Source organism: Paenibacillus sp. PvP094, from assembly GCF_040546835.1.
Classification (GTDB): Bacteria; Bacillota; Bacilli; order Paenibacillales; family Paenibacillaceae; genus Paenibacillus; species Paenibacillus illinoisensis.
In genome coordinates this window covers 6643772-6664790 of sequence record NZ_JBEPOM010000001.1, presented here as the reverse complement: position 1 = coordinate 6664790, position 21019 = coordinate 6643772, and the positions used below count along the sequence as shown (strand labels likewise).

General features: G+C 45.9%; 25 protein-coding genes and 1 pseudogene. 18 read left to right on the top strand and 8 right to left on the bottom strand.

What is annotated here, in order from left to right; translation table 11 throughout:
• Nucleotides 1-6: 6 nt before the first annotated feature.
• From ABIC22_RS30080 to ABIC22_RS30030, 11 genes are all read left to right on the top strand, one after another.
• Nucleotides 7-330, top strand: a complete 324-nt coding sequence (locus ABIC22_RS30080; protein WP_354485785.1) for a phage baseplate plug family protein — start codon at nucleotides 7-9, stop codon at nucleotides 328-330.
• Nucleotides 320-1111, top strand: a complete 792-nt coding sequence (locus tag ABIC22_RS30075) for a phage protein (protein WP_354485783.1) — start codon at nucleotides 320-322, stop codon at nucleotides 1109-1111. Before ABIC22_RS30080 ends, ABIC22_RS30075 begins: the two co-directional genes overlap by 11 nt.
• A 5-nt stretch (nucleotides 1112-1116) precedes the next feature.
• Nucleotides 1117-1503: a Gp138 family membrane-puncturing spike protein gene (locus ABIC22_RS30070; protein ID WP_354486147.1), complete on the top strand. Its 387-nt coding sequence runs from the start codon at nucleotides 1117-1119 to the stop codon at nucleotides 1501-1503.
• Nucleotides 1485-1850 carry a contractile injection system sheath initiator gene (locus ABIC22_RS30065; protein WP_354485781.1) on the top strand — a complete coding sequence of 122 codons (366 nt, stop codon included), beginning with the start codon at nucleotides 1485-1487 and terminating at the stop codon, nucleotides 1848-1850. Before ABIC22_RS30070 ends, ABIC22_RS30065 begins: the two co-directional genes overlap by 19 nt.
• Complete coding sequence (locus ABIC22_RS30060; RefSeq protein WP_354485779.1) at nucleotides 1840-3027, top strand: baseplate J/gp47 family protein; 1188 nt, start codon at nucleotides 1840-1842, stop codon at nucleotides 3025-3027. Before ABIC22_RS30065 ends, ABIC22_RS30060 begins: the two co-directional genes overlap by 11 nt.
• The gene (locus tag ABIC22_RS30055; RefSeq protein WP_354485777.1) at nucleotides 3011-3652 is read left to right on the top strand and encodes a hypothetical protein; all 642 of its coding nucleotides are present in this window, start codon (nucleotides 3011-3013) and stop codon (nucleotides 3650-3652) included. Before ABIC22_RS30060 ends, ABIC22_RS30055 begins: the two co-directional genes overlap by 17 nt.
• A 19-nt stretch (nucleotides 3653-3671) precedes the next feature.
• Nucleotides 3672-6419 (top strand): hypothetical protein, encoded by a 2748-nt coding sequence (locus ABIC22_RS30050; RefSeq protein WP_354485776.1) that lies wholly within the window; start codon nucleotides 3672-3674, stop codon nucleotides 6417-6419.
• A gap of 12 nt (nucleotides 6420-6431) precedes the next feature.
• Nucleotides 6432-6992, top strand: a complete 561-nt coding sequence (locus ABIC22_RS30045) for a hypothetical protein (RefSeq protein WP_354485774.1) — start codon at nucleotides 6432-6434, stop codon at nucleotides 6990-6992.
• A 47-nt stretch (nucleotides 6993-7039) separates the two neighbouring features.
• Complete coding sequence (locus tag ABIC22_RS30040) at nucleotides 7040-7171, top strand: CD1375 family protein (protein WP_265333611.1); 132 nt, start codon at nucleotides 7040-7042, stop codon at nucleotides 7169-7171.
• 87 nt (nucleotides 7172-7258) lie between these two features.
• Nucleotides 7259-7723 (top strand): phage holin family protein, encoded by a 465-nt coding sequence (locus tag ABIC22_RS30035; RefSeq protein WP_354485772.1) that lies wholly within the window; start codon nucleotides 7259-7261, stop codon nucleotides 7721-7723.
• A 24-nt stretch (nucleotides 7724-7747) separates the two neighbouring features.
• A complete protein-coding gene (locus ABIC22_RS30030; RefSeq protein WP_354485770.1) occupies nucleotides 7748-8359 on the top strand; it encodes a lysozyme in 612 nt (203 codons plus the stop codon).
• A gap of 58 nt (nucleotides 8360-8417) precedes the next feature.
• Here ABIC22_RS30030 and ABIC22_RS30025 read toward each other — a convergent pair whose 3' ends face one another.
• Together ABIC22_RS30025 and ABIC22_RS30020 are read right to left on the bottom strand one after the other, a co-directional pair.
• The gene (locus ABIC22_RS30025; RefSeq protein WP_354485768.1) at nucleotides 8418-8621 is read right to left on the bottom strand and encodes a hypothetical protein; all 204 of its coding nucleotides are present in this window, start codon (nucleotides 8619-8621) and stop codon (nucleotides 8418-8420) included.
• 15 nt (nucleotides 8622-8636) lie between these two features.
• Nucleotides 8637-9278, bottom strand: coding sequence for a hypothetical protein (locus ABIC22_RS30020; RefSeq protein ID WP_354485766.1), 642 nt, complete (start codon nucleotides 9276-9278; stop codon nucleotides 8637-8639).
• A gap of 594 nt (nucleotides 9279-9872) precedes the next feature.
• Here ABIC22_RS30020 and ABIC22_RS30015 point away from each other — a divergent pair.
• From ABIC22_RS30015 to ABIC22_RS29995, 5 genes and pseudogenes are all read left to right on the top strand, one after another.
• Complete coding sequence (locus tag ABIC22_RS30015) at nucleotides 9873-10100, top strand: helix-turn-helix domain-containing protein (RefSeq protein ID WP_354485764.1); 228 nt, start codon at nucleotides 9873-9875, stop codon at nucleotides 10098-10100.
• Nucleotides 10101-10229: 129 nt separating this feature from the next.
• Nucleotides 10230-10463: a LexA family protein gene (locus ABIC22_RS30010; protein WP_354485762.1), complete on the top strand. Its 234-nt coding sequence runs from the start codon at nucleotides 10230-10232 to the stop codon at nucleotides 10461-10463.
• Nucleotides 10453-10788, top strand: coding sequence for a YolD-like family protein (locus tag ABIC22_RS30005; protein WP_354485760.1), 336 nt, complete (start codon nucleotides 10453-10455; stop codon nucleotides 10786-10788). The genes ABIC22_RS30010 and ABIC22_RS30005 overlap by 11 nt, the downstream gene beginning before the upstream one ends.
• 288 nt (nucleotides 10789-11076) lie before the next feature.
• On the top strand, nucleotides 11077-11331 hold the full coding sequence (locus ABIC22_RS30000) for a hypothetical protein (protein WP_354485758.1): 255 nt from the start codon (nucleotides 11077-11079) through the stop codon (nucleotides 11329-11331).
• 38 nt (nucleotides 11332-11369) lie between these two features.
• A pseudogene (locus ABIC22_RS29995) lies at nucleotides 11370-11750 on the top strand (manganese catalase family protein); the annotation flags it as partial.
• An 84-nt stretch (nucleotides 11751-11834) separates the two neighbouring features.
• On the opposite strand, the gene ABIC22_RS29990 reads toward ABIC22_RS29995, so the two are convergent.
• The 4 genes from ABIC22_RS29990 to ABIC22_RS29975 all read right to left on the bottom strand — a co-directional run bounded on the left by ABIC22_RS29990 (nucleotide 11835) and on the right by ABIC22_RS29975 (nucleotide 15427).
• Nucleotides 11835-12827 (bottom strand): 3-oxoacyl-[acyl-carrier-protein] synthase III C-terminal domain-containing protein, encoded by a 993-nt coding sequence (locus ABIC22_RS29990; RefSeq protein ID WP_354485756.1) that lies wholly within the window; start codon nucleotides 12825-12827, stop codon nucleotides 11835-11837.
• A 54-nt stretch (nucleotides 12828-12881) separates the two neighbouring features.
• The gene (locus ABIC22_RS29985) at nucleotides 12882-13232 is read right to left on the bottom strand and encodes a hypothetical protein (protein ID WP_095288149.1); all 351 of its coding nucleotides are present in this window, start codon (nucleotides 13230-13232) and stop codon (nucleotides 12882-12884) included.
• A 183-nt stretch (nucleotides 13233-13415) separates the two neighbouring features.
• Entirely contained in the window at nucleotides 13416-13784 is a 369-nt protein-coding gene (locus ABIC22_RS29980) for a carboxymuconolactone decarboxylase family protein (protein ID WP_354485754.1), read from the bottom strand.
• An 11-nt stretch (nucleotides 13785-13795) separates the two neighbouring features.
• A complete protein-coding gene (locus ABIC22_RS29975) occupies nucleotides 13796-15427 on the bottom strand; it encodes a thiamine pyrophosphate-binding protein (protein WP_354485752.1) in 1632 nt (543 codons plus the stop codon).
• A 415-nt stretch (nucleotides 15428-15842) separates the two neighbouring features.
• Between ABIC22_RS29975 and ABIC22_RS29970 the strand changes: the two genes are divergently transcribed.
• The gene (locus tag ABIC22_RS29970; protein ID WP_354485751.1) at nucleotides 15843-16832 is read left to right on the top strand and encodes a Gfo/Idh/MocA family protein; all 990 of its coding nucleotides are present in this window, start codon (nucleotides 15843-15845) and stop codon (nucleotides 16830-16832) included.
• A gap of 144 nt (nucleotides 16833-16976) precedes the next feature.
• Here ABIC22_RS29970 and ABIC22_RS29965 read toward each other — a convergent pair whose 3' ends face one another.
• Nucleotides 16977-18695, bottom strand: a complete 1719-nt coding sequence (locus tag ABIC22_RS29965; RefSeq protein WP_354485749.1) for a methyl-accepting chemotaxis protein — start codon at nucleotides 18693-18695, stop codon at nucleotides 16977-16979.
• Between the two features lie 293 nt (nucleotides 18696-18988).
• On the opposite strand from ABIC22_RS29965, the gene ABIC22_RS29960 reads away from it, so the two are divergent.
• Nucleotides 18989-19675, top strand: coding sequence for an HAD hydrolase-like protein (locus tag ABIC22_RS29960; protein WP_095359022.1), 687 nt, complete (start codon nucleotides 18989-18991; stop codon nucleotides 19673-19675).
• A 156-nt stretch (nucleotides 19676-19831) separates the two neighbouring features.
• Here ABIC22_RS29960 and ABIC22_RS29955 read toward each other — a convergent pair whose 3' ends face one another.
• Nucleotides 19832-21019, bottom strand: a complete 1188-nt coding sequence (locus ABIC22_RS29955) for a YheC/YheD family endospore coat-associated protein (RefSeq protein WP_354485747.1) — start codon at nucleotides 21017-21019, stop codon at nucleotides 19832-19834.

Sequence of the window (21019 nt, the reverse complement as noted above, 5' to 3'; positions counted from 1 at the left end):
GGCATTATGGAATACATCGATATTGAAAAGGATCTGATACCCTACCGTTTTGATATTTCGCTTGAGGACGAGATTTTCACATTTGAGGTGCATTATAATCAGCAGTTCGATTATTTTACAGTGGATCTTGAAAAGGATGGGGAAAAGTTGGTGACTGGCGAAAAGCTGGTCTATGGGACGACTCTATTTTATGACGTCATGGACAACCGGTTCCCAAAGGTGCCGATTGTTCCTTACGATCAGTCCGAAACGGAAAATACAGTGAACTGGCGGACGCTCTCCGAGAGCGTCTTTTTATATTTGATCGAAGGTGATGAGGATGAAGAATAACTTTGGCCGTGTGGTTGAAGTCATGACGGAGGGCATGAAATTTTCGATGGACAGTTACAACATTGAAGGTTCTATTCCCTTTGATAATGACCCATTACCGAATGAGGCTGAAATTAAGATTTGGAACCTCTCTGATACAACCCTAAACAACATCAAGCGGGGCAAGGTATTGATGGTCAATGCCGGATACAAGGGAGACATTGGAGTAATCTTGCATGGCTATATATCCGATGTCCTCACGGCATGGTCAGGCGTGGACAAGATTACAACTATCCGTGTGCTTGACGGTGTGGATCTGTCCAAGCGTCAGGTAAAGGAAATAGCCTATGCTAAAAACACTTTAGGAAGTGCAATTATCAAGCAAATGGCCAATTACATTGGTTTGCCTATCGCTCAAATGGAACTGAATCATGACTACAGATACCAGGACGGATACAGCGCCAAGGGTGCGGTAACTGAAATCATATCCAAGGTGTGCAAAGACTGCGGGACAAGCTGCTACATCAACAAAGGCAAGCTATATATCCGAAGCCTGCGCCGAGGAGCTGACGAATTGTTCAAGCTCAATTCGGATACGGGATTGATCGGAACGCCTGCAGCATTTGAGCAGAGCGGGGCCAAAGGTTATAACCTTTCATCTCAGCTGCAATACCGGATTACTACGGCTTCAGCGATTGATTTGAAAAGCCGGGCTTTCTCGGGCAGGCTCCATGTCCGGAGTGGTTCCCACACGTTTAGCCGTACCGGGGATTTCAAGACAGATATGGAGGCGATCATTTGAGCAAAGTGGATCCGGCAGCGGCCATGGCTAAGCTGCTTCAGTCGCTGATTGATAAAGCTATGTCTGATATCCATTGTGGTACACCTTGTAAAGTCATCAAGTTTGATGAAACAACCTGTACGGCTGATGTACAGCCTTTGATCCGGACGACATCGGATGATCCAGCCATGATACTGAACGCTCAGGCGTTGGGTCATAGATACAAGGTTGATGGCGTAGAGAAGGAATACAAGCCATCTCTGCATCCGGGGGATGTCGTCATGGTGCAATTTGCTGATAACGAGATCCGAAACGCCTTAACAGGCGCTGTGGCTTCTCCGGATACAGACCGGGCACATGATCGGAATGACGCTGTTATTGTGGGGGTGTTTGGATGCAGTCTCTCAAGTTAGTAAATGGAGATATTAAGTTTGACGATTCAGGCGAGCTGCTGTTGGTAGAAGAAACCGAAGAGCTGGCCCAGTGCTGTGAAATTGGACTCGGGACCAGAACAGGGGAATGGTTCCTGAATCCGGATTTAGGGATTGATTTTGATCTGTTCAGAGGCAAGGAAGTCAACGAGGAAGAAATGCGCGACGAGCTGAACCGGGCGCTATTGGAAGACGAGCGTATTGAGAGTGTGGAGGAAATCACCTTCAGTATTGACCGGAGGGCTAGGGTAATGACCGTTGCTTTTGTGGCTACTGGCACCAATGGTGAGGTTGTGGAACAGGAGGGGGTGGAAATCGGTGTTGGATGAAACAGGGTTTAAACGGAAACGATTTGCCGATCTGTTCGAGGAAATGGAGGACAAGGCCAAGGAAGCATGGGGCGACAAAGTGAATACAGGTGAGAAATCACCTCTTGGTATCATTTTGCGGCTTGTCGCTTGGTTTTTAGCAATCCTTCATGAACTGGCAGAGAAAGTTTACTTCAGCGGATTTGTAAACACAGCTGAGGGGAGAAGCTTGGACCGACTTGGACCATATGTGGGGGCCACTCGTGTTCTGGACCAATACGCAGTGGGAACAGTTACCCTGACGGGAACGCCGGGGTACACACAAGCTGACGGCTTTCTGATTGCTACAGAGGGGGATGTACAGTTTGAGACGCTGGAACCAGCGGTGTTCGATGCTGCAGGCAAGGCGACCGTCCCTATTGAGGCCATGGAGTCAGGTACAAGCGGCAACGTGGCTGCAGGGCTTATCACAGTCATCGTAAATCCCAATCCGGATGTTACTGCAGTAACGAATGTTGCAGCTACGTCACGCGGCCGGGCTAAGCAGACTGACCCGGAATTTAGGGAGCTATTTGCGCTGTCAGTCGCTGGTGGTGGATCAGCTACCGGGGATAGTATTCGGGGTTCCGTTCTTCGTGTCACAGGCGTCCGGGCTGCTGCAGTCATTGAAAATAAAACAAAGGATACAGACTCTGCCGGAAGGCCTCCGAAGTCCTATCAGGTGTATGTACTTGGTGGCGAAGATAACGATGTTGCTTCAGCCATATTTGCTGTGGGTTCGGCGGGAATTGAATCCTATGGAGATACAACCGTAGTTTTAAAGGATCTGAGTGGTAACGAACAACCTGTATCCTTTTCCCGTGCTGAGGTGGTTCCGATTCATATCAAAGTACACATTTTCAAAACGGCAGCATATCCGGCAGACGGGGATAGGCAGGTGGTTTCAGCACTTGCACAGTTCATTGGCGGCACCGATGCGGACGGCACAGTGTACGCAGGCCTGAGTATGAACGATGACGTTATCTTGATGCGCCTGGTATCAACGATATACAAGATTGCAGGGGTCGAGGATGTGTCCTTGGAGCTGTCGCAGGACGGACAGACATACACGGCCGGGAATATCCCAATCGAGGTATTCCAAGTTGCTCAGACGGCAGCTGATTGGATCGAGGTGGTAACCGATGATTTCAGCAGCTGATTTGATTAAGAAATTAACGGATGTCTTTACCAAGAATCCAGACAGTAATATTGGTAAGCTGCTTCGAATAGTTAGCGAACCCATGAATGAGTTAAAACAGGATTTCGAAAAAATTGAGACATGGCGTGACATTGATGAGGCGAAGGGAACAACGCTGGATCTGATCGGTGGCAATGTGGGCCAGAAACGCGGTGCAGCTTCTGATGAAGTGTACCGCATTATGATCAAGTCCAAGATTGCCCGGAACCTAAGTAAAGGGGATGTGAACACGATTATCCGGGTTATTGCTTTGGCCGTGGGTGCCAATTACTCGGATATCAAGATTCAGCAGAAATTTTATGACCCACTTGATCCCGAACCGGCTGCAATTTCCCTGATGCGTTTACCATTAGAAAAATTGGCTTCTTCCGGAATTGAATTGAGCCAGTTTGTGCAAATCATATCCAAAACCGTTGCGGCTGGGGTGAGTGTTCAAAGCATTGAGCTGGAGGGAACATTCGAGGTTGGGAGCCTCCCTGAATCCTACGATCCAAACACGGGCTTTGGAGATATAAACGATGAATCGATTGGCGGGAAACTCGGAGCTGTATACGAAGCTGGTACGAGTACGGAGTTGCCAATATAGATATAAAGGAGGCCATCAAGTGTCTTTTACACAGAACTTGCCAGAATGGAAAGCGGAAGGGATTGAACCTTCTGAAACGCAGAAACAGACAGGATTTCAACCAGGAATGAAACCACCTGCACAATGGTTTAACTGGGTGTTTAATTGGACGTATTTGGCGTTGAAGGAGCTGCAGGAAAAAGCAGCAGAGAAATCCATTGTTGACTTGGCTATAAAGGATATTCAGGATGATGTGTTACAGAATCAAGATTATGCTGAAAAGGAGTTCGGTAAACTTTCCGATAGGTTAGACACATCAGAACGTAGTGAAGTCACTCTTCAACCTGGACTTCAAGTAATTCAAGGGAAAAGAAATGCTCCGTTCAACTTGAACAGCATTAAAGGCAAAACATTGGTTAACTTGTTGGGACGTGTAGGCGGATGCGAATTTATTACCGGATGGACAAAGAGTACATCAGCAACAATTGAATTGTCCACGACAAACGTTAATAGCGGAAGTAATAGCTTTAAAGTAACGCAAGGCGGGACTGCTGGTCCGATTTATGTGAGAACACCTGCATCGGAAATGGCAAACGTAGATCCAAGTAAGTACTATATCGCGATAGCTTGGATTAAAAACGAAACAACCCAATCATTCTCAACTCGTCTTGTAACAGTAGATGGTTCTGTTGCGATTAGCGGAGCAAAATCAGGAACAATTTTAGCGGGCGCGTCTGGGCTTGTTTGGCGGGCTTATACGCCGACCGAAATGGGTAACAACATGAAAGCATACATGGACGTTTATACAGCAGGATCAGTAGCTACAGGCGCTGCATTTTATATTGATTCTTACCGTATCTATCAAATTAGCGCAGATGAGTACTCCGCCCTCGAAACCGACATGACGGCTGAACAAATCGCCGCTAAGTATCCTTACGTTGATAGCGTTCAACCTGTGCGAAATCCGTACGCGATTCGTTATGGGGAAAACTTGTTACCGCCTTTTTACGAATGGTCAGTGGGGACGCAAAAATTTGTTCTTAATGGTCCTTATGATGCTACGAGAACTGCTACGGCCTCGGGCGGAGGCACTTCAATCAACTTACCCGTTGTGACTGGGCAAGATTACACACTTTCTTATGAATCAAGTGACGTGTCGGGCGGATATATCAATTTTAGGTTTTTAAACGCTGAAGGAATCGGCATAGGAAGTTGGTCGCCTGCAAACGCATTAGTACAAACAATGGCAGCTCCAGAAAATGCAACACATATCCAAGTGTTAGCTACAGGGACAGTTACAGGAGCATTCACCTTTAAAAATCCAATGCTGACTATCGGCACTACTGCCAAACCATTCAAACCGCGTGAAGATGCTATGCTCGCATTGCAAACGGATCTATACGCTGATCCATTAACCGGGACGAATGCTGACGAAGTGTTCGAGAAGGACGGGCAATATTTCAAGTTGAAGAAATGGTACAAGGTAGACTTGAATGGAGAGAAAATTATAAGTGCCGTAAAAAGCCACAAAGTAGGGTATACAACTGTTTATCCCAAGTTGGACGGAACTTCTTATGATTATGCCTCCATGACAGCGACTGCCGCTGTTAAATACGATGGAAAAATCCTAACTTGGGGATCTCACGAAACCGCTGCTGACGGGTGGGCGATTGATAAACTTAATAGTAATTTTGCGTTTTCCATTTCCAACGCAGACAGCGGATGGGGAGACGCATACACACCGACAACCGACGAGATTAAGGCGTATTTCATGGGATGGAAGATGGGCGTTCAAGGCGGGAACAGGACGGCGCCATATGAAGGTACGGGGAGTAAAGTTTGGTATAAAATCACGATGGTAACCGTCAACGGTTCTGCTACATTGCAATTATCCGATAGAGTATTGGATGCTGTGCCGAGCGTATTCGCTGGAACAGATTCGGTTGGGACAACTTACACGCCGTACCAACTCGTATATCAACTTGCAACGCCAACTGTCGAACCGATCACGTCAGAAGGGCAATTGACGTTAATTGAAGGCAATAACCAAGTTGAAGTCGGAACGGGTATCGTGTTGCGTGAACCTAATACAGCGGGTTTATATTCAAATACTTACTATTTAAACGATACGGTTTATGGTAAACCCTTGAAATACAAAGTCTCGGATATTCTTGCTATATTCCGTAACAATCAAAGGGACTACAAATGGACCATTTATTCGGGGAACAATCAATACGGCAATAAAAAAGCAAGCCTTGCATCGGATAAATACGATCCGTCAGCCACGTACGCCGTAACATACTTTATGTTGGACAAGTCACCGGCGGCTCCATTCGTCGGATCGGTACCGGACAACGAAAAGTCACTGCTTACGGACTTGATACAAGACGTTCAACAAGCGAATGCACGTATTAGCGTAGTGGAGTCAAAGAAGGCCGAGAGGGACAGCCCAGCGTGGATTACGCCAACATTACTAAATTCGTGGGTGCGCCATTCTACAGCCAGACCGACATTGAGGTATTACAAAGATTCGCAAGGTGTTGTTCATCTGGAAGGTGTGATAAGGTCAGGCGTGGTCACATCAGGTACAGCCTTATGTAATCTTCCGGTAGGATATCGTCCGGCGTTAACAGTATCGTGCATCTCATATTCATCCAACGGTACCACGGTCGCTATGGGGCTTATTGACGTTCTTAATGACGGGACTATTCAATTAGGAACGACTGGAACTCCTACGTTTTACAACGGACTTATGTTTATTGCATTGTCATTCTTAGCCGAACAATAAAGGAGTGATTATATGAAAGCCGTACCTAAAGTAAATACAGACGGCCTCTATTTGGAGGACGAGTTGGTGGACGATGCCTTTTCCGGTGTCGTCCCTTTTTATGTCGAGCCGGAACCTCCGGTATTCGATTCGGAAGCACCAGAACAAGTTGAGGAACCGGAAGACGAGCAAGAGGCTGAACCAGAGATAGCGGGTTATATCGTAGGCGTGCCGGTCCCTGCAGGACTATTTCGGCCGAAGTTTGATCTGAAGGCATGGGACGCGTATCTCGAAGAGGAAGAGAAAGCACGAACTGAGTATCAAGCTCTTTATGAAGCATGGCTTCAATTGCCTGAAGAAGAAAGGGAAGAAGCACCGCATTATGTCGGTCCCGTTTTTCCGGATTTGTGGATCGAAGGGTTAAGCCAGGAAGAGATTGACGAGCTAACCAAGCCGAAGCCTGAAGAACCTTCAGAGCTGGATATACTCAAACAAGAAAACATTTTGTTGAAGGCCCAAAACGCTGCTTTGTCTGAACGAGCAGACTTTATTGAGGACGTTATTGCTGAAATGGCCGCTCAGGTTTACCAGTGATCTGGCGGTTACTCATATGGTTATTCCTGAAAGGAGGTGACACAGATATGATGGCTATGTTCTTTGCACAGCGTGTAATCTTGGGTAAAACTGAATACAAAGCGGTACCCACTACACTGAAACCAGACGTTAAAGAGATTCTTACAGACAGTGGACTTGAATTTTTGATTACTGAGTAACAAGCGTTCCGAATATGGAGCGCTATTTTTATGCCCTCTGGAGTGGTCAGGGGGCTTTTCTATTTCATAGAGAGAAGAGGAAGCGGGATGAACGAGGGGATATCTAATGTCATTAAAATGATATCGGCAGCCTTGGGGGCTGGCACCGGATACTTATTTGGAGGGTGGAACATGTTGATACATTTACTCTTAATTTTGGTTGTTGTGGACTGGTTGACAGGATGGGCAGCTGCTTGGATCAAGCACGAGCTGCGCAGCCGGGTGGGTTTTGAAGGGATCGCAAGAAAGGCGGCTATCTTCCTTATTGTGACGATTTCCCACTATATAGATTTAGCTTGGGGTAATACTGGATATATTCAGGATGCCGTGGTCTTTTTCTATATCGCTAATGAGCTATTATCAGTAATTGAAAATGCTGGACGTATGGGCTTACCTATGCCGGACGCACTCCGGAATGCGGTGAAAATATTTGAATCCAAATCTTCTGTACCGACAAATCCAAACCTTCCAGATCCGCCACAAGATGATACGACTCAAAAACCAGCAGTCTAATTAATGAATGGAGTGTAATAGATAATGCGGAAAATATCGAATGCAGGCATTAAATTAATCAAATCATTTGAAGGCTGCAAGCTCACGGCATATAAACCCGTTTCAACTGAACAATATTGGACAATTGGGTGGGGGCATTACGGAGCGGATGTAAAACAAGGTATGACCATCACACAGGCCCAGGCTGACGCTATGCTTTTGTCTGACCTGGCTAAATACGAAGCGTATGTAAATACCCCTTCTTATGTCCCGATTACGGACAAGCTCACTCAGAATCAATTCGATGCACTCACAAGCTTTTGTTACAATACAGGCCCGGCTAACCTGAAGAAGCTGTGTAACGACCGGACAATATCCCAAATTGCTGCAAGTATTACCAAGTACAATAAGGCAGGGGGGAAGGTTCTAAATGGTCTGGTGCGGCGTAGACAGGCCGAGCTTGACCTATTTAACACTCCTGATACGAAGGAAGCCGAAGACAAAGTAACAGCTATCGTCAACGGTAATCAAATTGAGGGTGCAATTTTAGTCGATGGCACAGTACTTATTCCTTTACGTGCTGCAGGAGACAATATCTCCGGTTCTAAAATCGCTTGGGACCAGAAGAGCAAAACAGCAAGATTGGACACTCCATAATCCCAATCGCTTGGAAATGCAAAAGCCCTATCAGCACGCAGCTGACAGGGCTTTATTTTTATTTGAACAGCTTTTTGATGACCGAGAAGATATCGAACGTTGTCTTTCTGTACACCTTGTTATATACAGCCTTCTTAGGATCCCGCAGCCATCCGTAACCGCGAGGCATCTTAACCCCGGCCCGGTGTATGATCTGACGTTTGATACTGGTTCGGGCCGACACTCGCTTTCTAAGACTTGGCTTCCGGAATCCGAATTTCACTGTATATTACCTCCACTATTTCAATTCAAGTTTAACGGAATACTCCTGACGTTTCGCATCCATAGAGAAACCGTCTCCTTCTGTTACATACCACTTGATTTTGACCCATTTCACGTCAGCAGCGTGGCCGCGATCCAAGAACCAAATAACGTTTCCTTCTTTAATTACGCCTTCTTCAATTTCTCCACCCAGATGATCGGATACCATCATATCTGCTTGTAGTTGCTCACCAGTGGATGTAATCAGTTCTGCTTGGTCTGGGTATGTAGTCCAAAGCTTATCTGTTGTGTTCTCAATCTTGAATTTAACGCCTACTGCGGATGCAGTAAGATCATTTTCATTATAGTCTTTAGGTGCTTTGTCGGTAACAACTACTGTTTCAATGCTGGATTTTACGCCGTTAAAATCATCGGACCAAGTAGCATTGTCGTAATACGTCCAGATGTCATCCGGATTAGTTGCTTCAACTTCTTCGGCTGCAGGCTCTTCGGTTTCGGTTGCCTCAGCTGCTGCAGGTTCTACTTTTGGTGCTGCTGTTTCTTCAACTTTAGCCTGTGCAGGATTATCATCCTTGATGGCTGTTTTTTCTGATCCGCATCCAGACAGAACCACGATTGCAGCAATAGCGAGTGTTGCCAGTTTTAAAGATGTTTTCAATTTACTTCCCCCATAATCTGTTATTGTGTGACTATGCGTATAGTCTATCAGACCTAGGAAAATGTTTCTAGATATTTTTCAAACAATTTACAAAAATGTCGAATTGGGTTACTATATAACTAAATCCGATAGCATCGGTAAAAAGGGGCACTGCTGGGATAACGCTGGCGGTGCCTTTTTTTTGTCGTTTAACCTCTTTAAATATACTATACCTATTGACCGGAGTAAATAGATATGGTATATTATTATCAGGAGGTGAGAACAAGAATGAAGAAAAAAAAGAGAAAGAAAAAGGAACTCCCAGTAGACAAGCTGGTTACGCTTCTCACGGCCATCGTCAGCTTGCTTACTGCAGTAGTCAACCTCATCATAGTCCTTCGCAAATAGCCAGGACTTGAGGCAAGCACGGTCGGTTAATCCCAAAGGCCGACCGTGTGAGTTCCTTCTCTTTCTCTCCCTTATTATAGCATGACAAGAAGGGAGCATGTATAATCATGAGTATGTCAAAAATAACTAAAGTGACTTTGATCATTAGCCTGCTTTCGTTGGGTCTAAGTGTCGCTACAATTATAATATTGCTTATGAGGTGATTTGATGGAACGGGATGAACTGATCCGTATCATAAATGAAAACGTGCTGACATCGGCAGAGGCAGTGGAGATGCTTGGAGGTTCGAAACAAAACCTTTCATCTTTAGTGAAGCGTCAAAAGCTGGTGCCGATTAAAGAATCCGGGTCAGTTCGTCTCTTTCTCAAATCGGATGTAGAAGAGCGTAAGCGAGAGGCGGAGCAGCTGCGTGAAAAGTATCGACCATATGAATAATTATAGTCCGTCAGGGGTTATCCTTGGCGGATTATTTTTTTATTGATTAATTGGACCTATTCCCTATATACTTACATAGACAAAACATATGTTCTTATTTCCTGAAAACAGCTAAGGAGGTACACAAACATGAAAGGGTTAAGCCGCAGGGAAGAGGAAGCATTTCAAGCGATTAAAGATTATCTACATGATAATGGGTATCCGCCTACCAATAGGGAACTTGGCGATATGATGGGGATTGCATCATCATCAACTGCTCATGGATACTTGGAGAGGCTTGAAAAAAAGGGTTACATAAAACGTACTGAGAGCACCCCTAGGGGGATTAAAATTTTGAAGGAGGTAGGACACTATGGCCAATAAGTTGAGTGGTAACGGAATCTACGAAGGATCAAGAATGATACTTCCTGAGCACAAAGAGGCTATATTAAAGCATATGAGAGAACAGGAACGCAGAGGAAAGCCGGTTTTAGATGATCAGGAAGTTCAACTTATTGAGCAGGTGCTTTTCCAGTCATACAGTGAGCAAATTACAATTGCTATAACTGTTTTTAACCCTTTTGATGACGAGATTATCCATGGGGTTGTAGCATCAATTAACCAACAAAGGAGAGAGGTGAAATTAGTTCGAGGTGAAGAGGATTACAGCTGGATTAAGTTAGAGGAAATTACAGCTGCAAGCTTATAAATGTAAAGGATATGAAGTCCGCCAGGCGCTGTCCTGTCGGATTTTTGTCTATAATCAGACAAAAAACATCCCATGATACTACTTCGTTCTTAATTATATCAGGTAATATGTTGTGTGTATTCAACAAACCGAACTGCACTTTTTTAGGTGCAATAACAAATGGTTTCACAAATTTATTGCGTGGGAAGTTTTAATTCAAGCTGTTCGACACATTTTGACAAAAAGTGTTATAGGAAAGCATGGTGTTATTTAGCGGTAAACAATATACTTACATCACGGGGGAAAAGGATGGACAATATTGATTCGTCTTATATTAAAGTCAGATGCCAAGAATTAACCGAGATTTTGAGTGAAGAAAGACAAGATTTTTACAGAAAACATACTATGTTGTTCCAGCGATTGCGTTTGAGGTTGCCACGTGAAGTTCGAGATGAGTTGAATGAAATTGAGTCATTATTTAATGAAGGACTCGTTGATGGTATAGAAATGTATGAGATGGGATTTAAAGAAGGAATAATGCATAAAACAAAAAGCCCGATATAACGGGCTTTTTATATTACTTACAACCTCTATGAGCAAACGAATTTGCCCATCTTGAGATGATCGCAACAATGATCTACAAACTAACCAAGGATGCAACCATTGAACAGCTGGAGAAGGCAGGCCTGGATGCTCACTATGTGAACCATGACAAGGCACTCTTTTACAGTAATGCCGCAGGTGTGCCTTTCACTGCAACCTACATCCAAGCAAAGGGTGACCCTATTGCAGATCTGTATGAAGATATTGCTGCGGAAGAGAAGGCTAGGGCTACATATCAATGGTTAATTGATCTGACGGATGATGTGGATCTGCAGGATAGCCTGAAGTTTCTGCGGGAACGGGAGATTGTGCATTCGCTTCGTTTCCGTGAGGCGGTCGAGATCCTGAAGGATGATCGGGAAACCAAGAAGATCTTCTAATCATGCAACCTTCCTTGCACATATTAAAAAGAAGGATGTCCCTTAAAGTGAAAAAGGACATCCTTCTTTTGGTTTGAGGACAGCTTAGTATTCGACCACCATGGCAACATTTTGCCACCCGGCTCCGACCGTCCAGAACAATACTTTATCACCACGCTCGACCTGACCTGAGGTTATGGCTCGATGCAAGGCAATAAAAGGACTGCTGGTTGAAGTATAGCCGAATTCGTCTCCAATGTAGACGGCAACATCATTAGCGATCCCAATGTTCTCCGATACCGCACGAATATTACCGATGGATAACTGGGAGAAGCAGGCTGCTTTGATCTGATCTGCTGCAATCTCGTTACGTCCTAACAGTGTAAGAATAGATTCAGAAGCGGCATCGACGCAGATCGAATCATCAAACGGTGTGAATTTTACATAAAAAGCTCCTGCATCCACCCCGGTCTGACCCAGTTTCGCTAGCCCTTCTGCAGGAAAGAGGGAATTACCGTACACACAGGTATCCGTTTGATAGATGGAATCAATGAATCCGGTAGCCTGTTCGTCGCGTTCTATGATGACAGCCGCTGCTGCATCGCCAAAATTAGCATAGTAGACAGGATCATCTGGACTCGCGTGCGGGGCTACATAATCTGAACCGATAATCAGTGCTCTTCGAATTCGAGGATTCCCCAGCATCTGCCTGCTCACCTGTTCAAAGGCTGCCGTCATTCCGGCACAATTGGCGTTGCTGTCGATACAGATGGTATGGGATGCACCATTAATTAAACGATGAATCATTAAGGAATTCGTAGGGAAAATGTATTCCGGCGTTTGACTTGCATAGGCAATCAGGTCGATATCCGCCCCGGTCAGTCCGGTCTTTTCCAAAAGGTTACTGGCTGCCTCATAAGCCATGCTTAGTGAGTTCTCGTCATCGTTGTTAATTTTGTAACGCTTATCACGCCCAAGCGCTTTTAACAATCCCCGAATATCTACCCCTCTCGCATCAAAATGTTCAATGTAAAAGTCATTGTCCACCTGGTGCGCTGGATGATAAATATCCATATCCACAATACGAATTCCGGCCATCTTCATTCTCCTCTTGAGCGGATGGGTGAATCCACAACTTTTCCGCCTGATTTATTAGGTGGTAACGGTAGATATAATTTCGAGGTTGTCCAGTCCGACAGCACGTCCAAGCCTGGACAACTGCATTTTCAAAATGGCATTATTTTCAAGTGTGAGTACAACCTTTTTGAAGCCGTCCTTTTTGAATAGAGCCAGGCAGCCTTCGAGCAGAGGTACAATTTCCGGAGCGGTGACATTCAGCTTTTTGCAGTCGATACGCAGTTCATATTCCGTTGGGTCAATAGGAGCAATCGTATCCTGATAAGCTGAGATGGAACGCAATCCATCTTCTTGAGAGAAAGATCCCTCCAGTTCAATGTTAAGCACCTTGTTTGGAACGTCAGTCTTGAGTATAAAGCTTCCCATAATTGTCTCTCTCCTTTAAATGAGTTAGGCTATCCTGCTACCAGGGACAAGGCGTTATCGCCACCGTTACTGGCTTCTACGATGTAAGCTGAGATCGAGGATAATTTACCCATATTATAAAGGCGTAGATGTAATGAGATCAAGAATAAAGTCGAATCGTGTATAAAAATGTAGAATAGTTAATTATTGGATTTCGTTTAGCGTCGCAAGTAGGACGTTAAATGCACTAATAATACGCGGCGCCCCTACACAAGGTGCCAAATGCAGCAGAATTCCTTTGAGCTCCTCCACAGTTACTCCAACACGAAGTGCCATAACATAATGAACACCCAGTTGTTCAAACTGCCCTTGTGTAATTAGTGAGGAGATAACGGCAACTTCTTTCCATTGATCCGAAATGCTGGTGCGCCCGAAAATGTCTCCGTAAGCTGTACCCATAATGAATTCTGCCAGCTCGGGAAAGTGTTCCTTGATGGGGGACAATGCTTTGGCTCCGTACTCTCCAGAAAGATTAGCGAAACGCTCCAGCCCCTGAACAACCTGCTCACTCATTTTTGCTCCTCCTAGTTCAAATTCACGGTACGATGGGCCGTAGGTGGAATCTCATCGCGATCCGTCAACAGCTCGATTACAGCGACTTGTTTCAGTTCTTGTGCTGCCTTGAGTGCAGCGGTGAACTCGCCATGTGTTTCTGCCCGAAATGCGGCTGCACCGAGAGCTTCAGCAAACTTCGACGCATCCATAGGCACTTCAAACAAGGTCCCGTCGATCCGGCCTGTTGTTTTTTGCATGCCTTTGAGCGCCATATCCAGCTGTTTATTATTCACTACGATGAAGATGACCGGCAGATTGTGGCATACAGCGGTATTGATTTCGGCTCCGAGCATCATGAAGCATCCGTCGCCTGTTATACAGACGATCGTCTCGTCTGGTGCTGCTGCCTTGGCGCCGATCGCCATACCAATGGCATTCCCCATACAGGCGAAGTATGCGTCAAATACAAAACTGCCAGGTTTCTTCACTTTATAACGCTGAACAGCATGGAAGCCGTGACTTCCGTCATCAACAAATAAGGTATGATCATACGGCAGCATATCGCTCAATTCATCCAAAATGGATGCAAGGGAGAGGTTAGGCAGCATTGGCAGGGGGACCGTATAGTCTACAGCCGTCGACTCTCTCTCGGGAGCTTCATATTCGGCCAGGGTACCCAGCAGAAACTGCAGATTGTCTTTTAGATCGCCAGTAATATGTAAGGTTTGTGAGTGGAGTATTTTACCGACAAAGGCAGGATCCGAATCGAACTGAATGAGATGTTCAGGATGATTCTCCGGTTTGAGATTGCAGATCGTCATGTCACTCAGCCGCGACCCAAGCACGATATAGAGGTCACTTTGGTTGAGCAATTCATCGGCATGGGGGAAGCCCCCGACACCACAAGGTCCATGATATAACGGATGGTTCCAGGCGATAGCCCCTTTCCCACCGGGCGTCGTGATGACAGGAATTTGGAATTGTTCTGCAAGCTGCAATAGCTCGTCATGAGCTCTGGCTCGATTGACACCTTTGCCTGCGATAATTAATGGGTGACTGGACTTGTGAAGAAGGGGAAGAATTCGATTAAGGTTAGAGATGCTAATTAGAGGCTCGGGTTCAGGCATGACAATTCGGCATTCAGCAAGCAGTTCGGTCTGAACGTCAAAGGGTAGACACAGATGAACCGGACCTTTGTTCGGGCCAAGTGCAATGGAGAGAGCATGATTGAGCAATGTGCCGAAGTGGTCGCCACGCTCCACCAGTTTGCTGAATAACGTAGCGGGTTTGAACATCTCTGCGAGATCGGCCAGATAGGAGGAAGAGTCCTGGCACTGTGGAATGCCTAATTCCTGAATGGATTGATGCCCGGTAATAAACAACACCGGAAGGTTATTGGCTTTGGCATGAGCTGCAGCGGTTAAAAGATTGGTTCCACCCGGACCTGAAGTCGCGAATGCAACACCCAGCTTTCCGGTTTGGAGAGCGTAACCAGCTGCTGCAAATCCTGAACTGGATTCGTGGCGACCTGGTATGAACTCTAGGCCGTGGTCCACCATCTTCAGAACAGCAGGGCATATCGATTTTCCAATAATACCGAAGACGTGAGTAACACCAAGCTTGTGCAGCGTTTCTGCTAAATAGTCCGCAACGGTTTTCATGCGGGACACCTCGCTTCATAAAATAGGTTTTAAGACCCATAGGGTATAATCCAATTTTTTTCGAATGCAAGTGCTTGTCTAAGGTTGTAAAAGGAAATATATCCTTGTTAATACGAAGGTTATCTTTTTATGTGGTTTTTTGTCAACTTATTTTTATAAGCAAAAGTACCTGATTCTTAAGTTGGTAACGCTTAACTGCTTAATGGATATAGGAAAATGAAATGGTTATATATTCCTGCAACCAATGCCCTAATGAGGATGCTTTACATTATATGTAAAATGAGGACATCAGATATAGACGTAACCTTTAATTGATCATAAGCATTGAGCTATATGCTTTTCTTTGCATGTTAACGCAAGCAAACGGACCCCATTTAACTTCTGTTATAATGGAAATCAGATTGGAGGAGACATAGTGACACTATTAAAAATGGCTGTGATCGGGTTAGGAAAGATGGGTTTACATATGATTCACCAGGCGGAGCAAGCAGAGCTGAATGGAAGTATTAAGCTTGTAGCCGTATGTGAAGCACACGATGAATCGCTTAGGAACTTTACTGAATCCCATGCAGAAATTAGCGCATATAGCGATTACATGCAGCTGCTGGATGAACATGAAATTGATCTATTGTACATTGCAGTACCGCCTAAATTTCATTATCCTGTCGTCATGGAGGCTTTAAAGCGGAAGATCCATGTGTTTTGCGAGAAACCGCTGGCGAACAGTGCAGAAGAGGCGAGAGAGATGCTTGAGGCCGCGGAGCAGGCAGGGGTAATTCATGCCATTCATTTCTCCATGCCTCATGAACCTTCTGTAATGAAGCTGCAGGAACTGGTGGAGCAGCGCAGCATAGGTGCGATTCGCAAAATAGAGCTGATTCTGCAATTCCCTCAGTGGCCGCGTGCATGGCAGCAGAATTCATGGATTTCAAGCCGTGAGCAGGGGGGCTTTATCCTTGAAGTGGGCATCCACTGGATCCATATGATACAGCATGTGTTTGGCCCAATTACAGAGGTAAGCAGCGAAGTCCAGTACCCCGATAATGCGGAAGAATGTGAACATGAGGTACAGGCTGTAATGAAGCTGGAGGACGGTACTCGTATTCAGCTTAATGGAATGGCTCATTTTGCAGGTAAGGAACGAGTATCCATGGTCGTTTACGGAACTGAAGGTACGATCGCTCTGGAGAACTGGGAAGAGCTGATGATGGGGGCAGTTGGCCAGCCGCTTGCACCCGTAGAGGTAGATGAATCGATGGGAGAGCTGCCAGTTCTCAAGCATGTAATCGCTCGTATTCAGGGGCAGCCGGCGAAAATCTATGATTTTAACGACGGATACCGTGCCCAATTGGTGTTGGAAGCTCTGCGTAATCCGGAGGGGAACACGATCCAGATCAGCCGCTAGTCGGTAGTGTTGCCGTCTTGGATTAGATGCTGAAAGCAACAATCTGCTTAACATTTTATACTCTTGCAGAAATAAATTATACAAAAAGAGCAGCTGCCTTAAGTGGAAGCTGCTTTTTTTGTTTTAGCTGTTGTAATCACACGGTTAAGCCAGCTTGAATCGTTTTACCAGTTCGTCGAGTGCATCGGACATTTGATTCAGCTGTTTGGAAGTATCACTCATTTCCTGCAGGGAGGCAAGCTGTTCTTCGGTCATAGCGGATACTTCCTCCGTAGCGGATGCAGTATCTTCCACAACGATCGATACTTCGTTTATGGAATTCATGACAGCTTCACTGCCCGTAGTGAGCTCTTCAACCACCGCGGATACATCCATCATTTGACCGCTAAGGTCATGTATATGTTGTGTAATATTGGCAAAGGCATGGCCTGCGTCCTCGATGGTTCGCAGTCCCTCATTAACATGAACCGTGCTCTCATCCACAACATCCACTGTGCTATGAACACCTGCGACCACAGTTTCCAATATGCTTGTAATTTCCTTGGCAGATGTTGCGCTTTGGTCCGCAAGGTTGCGAATCTCTGCTGCGACAACTGCGAAGCCGCGTCCATTTTCTCCTGCGCGTGCAGCCTCAATTCCGGCATTCAATGCTAGCAGATTGGTTTGTCTCGCGATCCCTGACATGGCATCCGCAATATTAATGACTTGGTCAGACATCTTGGAAATATCATTAATGGCTTCCTGTACAGAGAGGAAGGATTGCTCAATAACTCCCATTTTGCCAACCGCATTGTCAATACGCTGCTGCCCATCGATGGCTATGGATTCGGTGCGTACCGCCCGTTCAGCCACGTCTGCAGCAGATGCGGCCACCCGGCTGAGTCCGGTCTGGGATTGTTGCACTGCAGCGACCATCGTTTGGGTAAGAGCAACCTGCTCATCTGCCCCTTCAGCTACTCGTTCCATGGCTGTGGCTACTTCTTTACTGGCCAGGTGGCTGTCTGCCACACCTTTATCCATACGATCCGATGCGGTGCTAAGAACAGTGGCATTGCGCTGGATGTCCAGCATCATTTGCTGCAAACCAAACAGCATCGTATTCGCAGACTCGGCGAGTTCTCTTGTCTCATCCCTCATTGGGGTAGCGATGCGCAGGGTCAGGTCACCATTGGAGGAACCGATGTCATTCAGCGCATGGGTAACAGTACGAATGTTTTTGACAATGGCACGGGACAAAATGAATGCCGCAAAGATGGATATAAGGGCAACAAGAATTAGAGCTCCGTAGAGTTCCCAGTTCAGGATCGTGTTTTTCTGTTTTAATGCTTCTGTACGTGATTCCGTCAGAGCAAGTTCGTTGTTCCGGAAAGTAATTAGGGAACTGCGGATCTCGTCCATATCTGCTTTGCCTGGATCTGTTGCAAAAAACTGACGGATGGCATCCAGATTATTAGCCTGACGCAGGGAGACAACCGGCTCTCCGGCCACTTGAACCCAATCATTCATGGAGCTATGTATATCTTGCAATAATGTCAATTGAGCCGGGTTATTAGAGATAAGGCCCGCTAACTGCTCCTTGAGCTCGATTAGCTGCTCTTTTCCCGATATATACGGCTCCAGGTAACTTTCCTGTCCAGTGATCACGTAACCACGCTGTCCTGTCTCCATATCCACCATGTTTTTCTCCAATTCATACGTCAAGGCATGCACTTTCATGTCGTGATCGACGAGATAATCCAGCTCTTCCTGCAGCTGACCAATACTGTTCTGAATCAGTAAAATGCTTCCAGCTAGTACCGCCAATACAAACAGGTAACCCAGCCCGATTTTATAAAAAATTTTGAATGTTCTCCGTTTCTTCATGATTCCTTTTCCTTTCTTTTGGTTATATGTATTTGTCGAAAAAACTTGAAAAAAGGCAACTCACAGGACTTATGGATCGGGAGTCTTAAGAACTATTTTTCAGTATTATACGTTATGAAAGTAAGTTTGTACATAGTTCGTTTATATTTTGTATATGGTTTGTATCGATACATGAAGCATGACCGAATAAACCTTTTACAGTGTTTGGTTTACACTGCCAAACGTTTTTGTTTATCATGGAAAGGGTATGATGCTGATTACATATTTCAATCCGAAAGGAACGAATCCTGGAAATGAGTAAAGAGACTGTATTGCGAAAACCGGAAGCGATGATTTTTGATATGGACGGAACGTTGTTCCAGACAGAGACCCTGCTGTTGCCTGCTTATCAAAAGCTTTTTGATACACTGCGTGCCGAAGGACATTTCGAAGGGGAGACACCTCCCGAGGAACGGATGCTGGGAAGCTTGGGTATGCTGCTCGAAGATATATGGAAAGTGGTCATGCCGGAAGCTTCTGAAGCGGCACATCGTCGTGCGGATGAATTGCTGCTTCAATTGGAAATCGAGGGACTTGACCAGGGAAGTTCCCAACTTTACCCGCATGTAAAAGAGACGCTTCAAGCCCTCAAGGAACAAGGTGTTCGTTTGTTTGTTGCGAGTAATGGACTGGAGGACTATGTCAAAGGGGTTGCGTTTGCACACGAGATTATGCCTTTATTCGAAGGCGTATACAGTGCAGGACAATACAAGACACCTTCCAAGGTAAACCTGGTACAAATACTGCTCGAAAAACACCGGATTCAGGATGCCTGGATGGTAGGAGACCGCTCGTCCGACGTTGAAGCAGGAAAAATGAATGGACAGACTGTCATTGGCTGTGCATATGCCGGCTTCGGTCGTGACGAAGAACTTGCTGGATCAGATGTATTAATCTCTGACTTTACCGAGCTTACTCGTCTATACAGAGAAGCTGAATAGCAAGCACTACATCTAGAACTGATCTGAATCAGCGTTCAAAACCGGAAGAGCCTTTATCTCCGAAGCCTGTTAAACGGCGAGGAGGAGATAAAGGCTCTTTGATATGCAATGAGTATCGATTTAAGATGCATGGAGGCCAAATCCAAAGTGAAATGGCTACTTTAATCTTGATTTCCGGGACCTCCGGGCTACGGTGGTCTTCTTACCGGTTACTGGTTTGGTTACTTTCACCTTGTTCGGAGTACTAACTGTCCGGTTGCGGTACACCCAGAGAGCATACTCCAGTGGCTGAGTAATTGCTTTGTAATAGATATTCCGCTCACCAATCCGTGCAAATACCTCTCGTGCCGGTTTGGGATTCACTTCAAGCAGGAAGATGCGGCCATCCTTGTCAATCGCCAAGTCCAGAGCAAGCTCACACAGATCACCGTACGTATCTTCCAGGAATGAGGCCACTGAAATGCCGAGTTTCTCGGCTGTGGCATTAATCTCATCCCTCAGTTCCTCATCGGTGATCCATTGTTTCATCAATCGGTGCATGGGAACAGCCTGACCGCCGCCATGCAGATTCGATGTTACACTCTTCTCAGCTCCCATGCGCCCAGCACAGCCGGTCAGCTCCCATTCTCCCTCGCCATTCTTCTGTACAAGCATGCGATAATCGTGTACACGGCCATTTGGGAGCTGGAGCTGAATACCTTCCTGAACCAAATATTTATCTTTCATGTTCCAATGCTGGAGCAGAGAACCGAGCCTTGATAAATGGACCTTGCGCGGGGTAATGATACGCCGTTTCTGATCACGTCCCTGGACAAGGACCATGTTAGTGTCGCTACTGTTGCGTTCGATCCGCAGGATTCCACGTCCGCCTGTTCCGTTTATGGGCTTCAAATAGATCAGCGTAGAAGCTTTAAGCATTCGATTGACATCAGACATATCCTGGAACAGAACGGTCTCCGGCAAATGATCACGAAAGGCGGATCTTGCCGAGAGCGTCTGATGTATGGTCCATTTATTGCGAAGCGGCCGGTTTAGGAAAAGCATGTGCCCGTATTTCTCGCGAAAGGCGAGCAACTGCTGGAATCTGCGATTTCGCTGTATGCGACAGCGGTCGAAGATCATGTCCGGGAATGGGCGCCATTCCCTGGACCATCCCTTTTCCGAATGGAAGACCATCGCCTCGATCTGTTTGCCACCGGGATGTACATCCGCAGGTGTGAACACGTAAATGTCGAGTCCCCGCTTGCGTCCTTCAAGGATCATTCTGCGGTAGATGCTCCGTTCTTCCAAGGCGCGATGTTCGTTTAAGTACAACGTCATAATGCCTAGAACAGGTGAGGACAC

Bases quoted from the DNA above. Each gene is read 5' to 3' on its own strand.
- ABIC22_RS29990 (WP_354485756.1), bottom strand. From the start codon at position 12,827: ATGGCCGGAATTCGTATTGTGGATATGGATATTTATCATCCAGCGCAC.
- ABIC22_RS30055 (WP_354485777.1), top strand. From the start codon at position 3,011: ATGATTTCAGCAGCTGATTTGATTAAGAAATTAACGGATGTCTTTACC.
- ABIC22_RS29960 (WP_095359022.1), top strand. From the start codon at position 18,989: ATGAGTAAAGAGACTGTATTGCGAAAACCGGAAGCGATGATTTTTGAT.
- ABIC22_RS30030 (WP_354485770.1), top strand. From the start codon at position 7,748: ATGCGGAAAATATCGAATGCAGGCATTAAATTAATCAAATCATTTGAA.
- ABIC22_RS30075 (WP_354485783.1), top strand. From the start codon at position 320: ATGAAGAATAACTTTGGCCGTGTGGTTGAAGTCATGACGGAGGGCATG.
- ABIC22_RS30035 (WP_354485772.1), top strand. From the start codon at position 7,259: ATGAACGAGGGGATATCTAATGTCATTAAAATGATATCGGCAGCCTTG.
- ABIC22_RS29980 (WP_354485754.1), bottom strand. From the start codon at position 13,784: ATGAGTGAGCAGGTTGTTCAGGGGCTGGAGCGTTTCGCTAATCTTTCT.
- ABIC22_RS29985 (WP_095288149.1), bottom strand. From the start codon at position 13,232: ATGGGAAGCTTTATACTCAAGACTGACGTTCCAAACAAGGTGCTTAAC.
- ABIC22_RS29965 (WP_354485749.1), bottom strand. From the start codon at position 18,695: ATGAAGAAACGGAGAACATTCAAAATTTTTTATAAAATCGGGCTGGGT.
- ABIC22_RS30065 (WP_354485781.1), top strand. From the start codon at position 1,485: ATGCAGTCTCTCAAGTTAGTAAATGGAGATATTAAGTTTGACGATTCA.
- ABIC22_RS30080 (WP_354485785.1), top strand. From the start codon at position 7: ATGGAATACATCGATATTGAAAAGGATCTGATACCCTACCGTTTTGAT.
- ABIC22_RS30000 (WP_354485758.1), top strand. From the start codon at position 11,077: ATGGACAATATTGATTCGTCTTATATTAAAGTCAGATGCCAAGAATTA.
- ABIC22_RS29975 (WP_354485752.1), bottom strand. From the start codon at position 15,427: ATGAAAACCGTTGCGGACTATTTAGCAGAAACGCTGCACAAGCTTGGT.
- ABIC22_RS30045 (WP_354485774.1), top strand. From the start codon at position 6,432: ATGAAAGCCGTACCTAAAGTAAATACAGACGGCCTCTATTTGGAGGAC.
- ABIC22_RS30005 (WP_354485760.1), top strand. From the start codon at position 10,453: ATGGCCAATAAGTTGAGTGGTAACGGAATCTACGAAGGATCAAGAATG.
- ABIC22_RS30040 (WP_265333611.1), top strand. From the start codon at position 7,040: ATGATGGCTATGTTCTTTGCACAGCGTGTAATCTTGGGTAAAACTGAA.
- ABIC22_RS30010 (WP_354485762.1), top strand. From the start codon at position 10,230: ATGAAAGGGTTAAGCCGCAGGGAAGAGGAAGCATTTCAAGCGATTAAA.
- ABIC22_RS30015 (WP_354485764.1), top strand. From the start codon at position 9,873: ATGGAACGGGATGAACTGATCCGTATCATAAATGAAAACGTGCTGACA.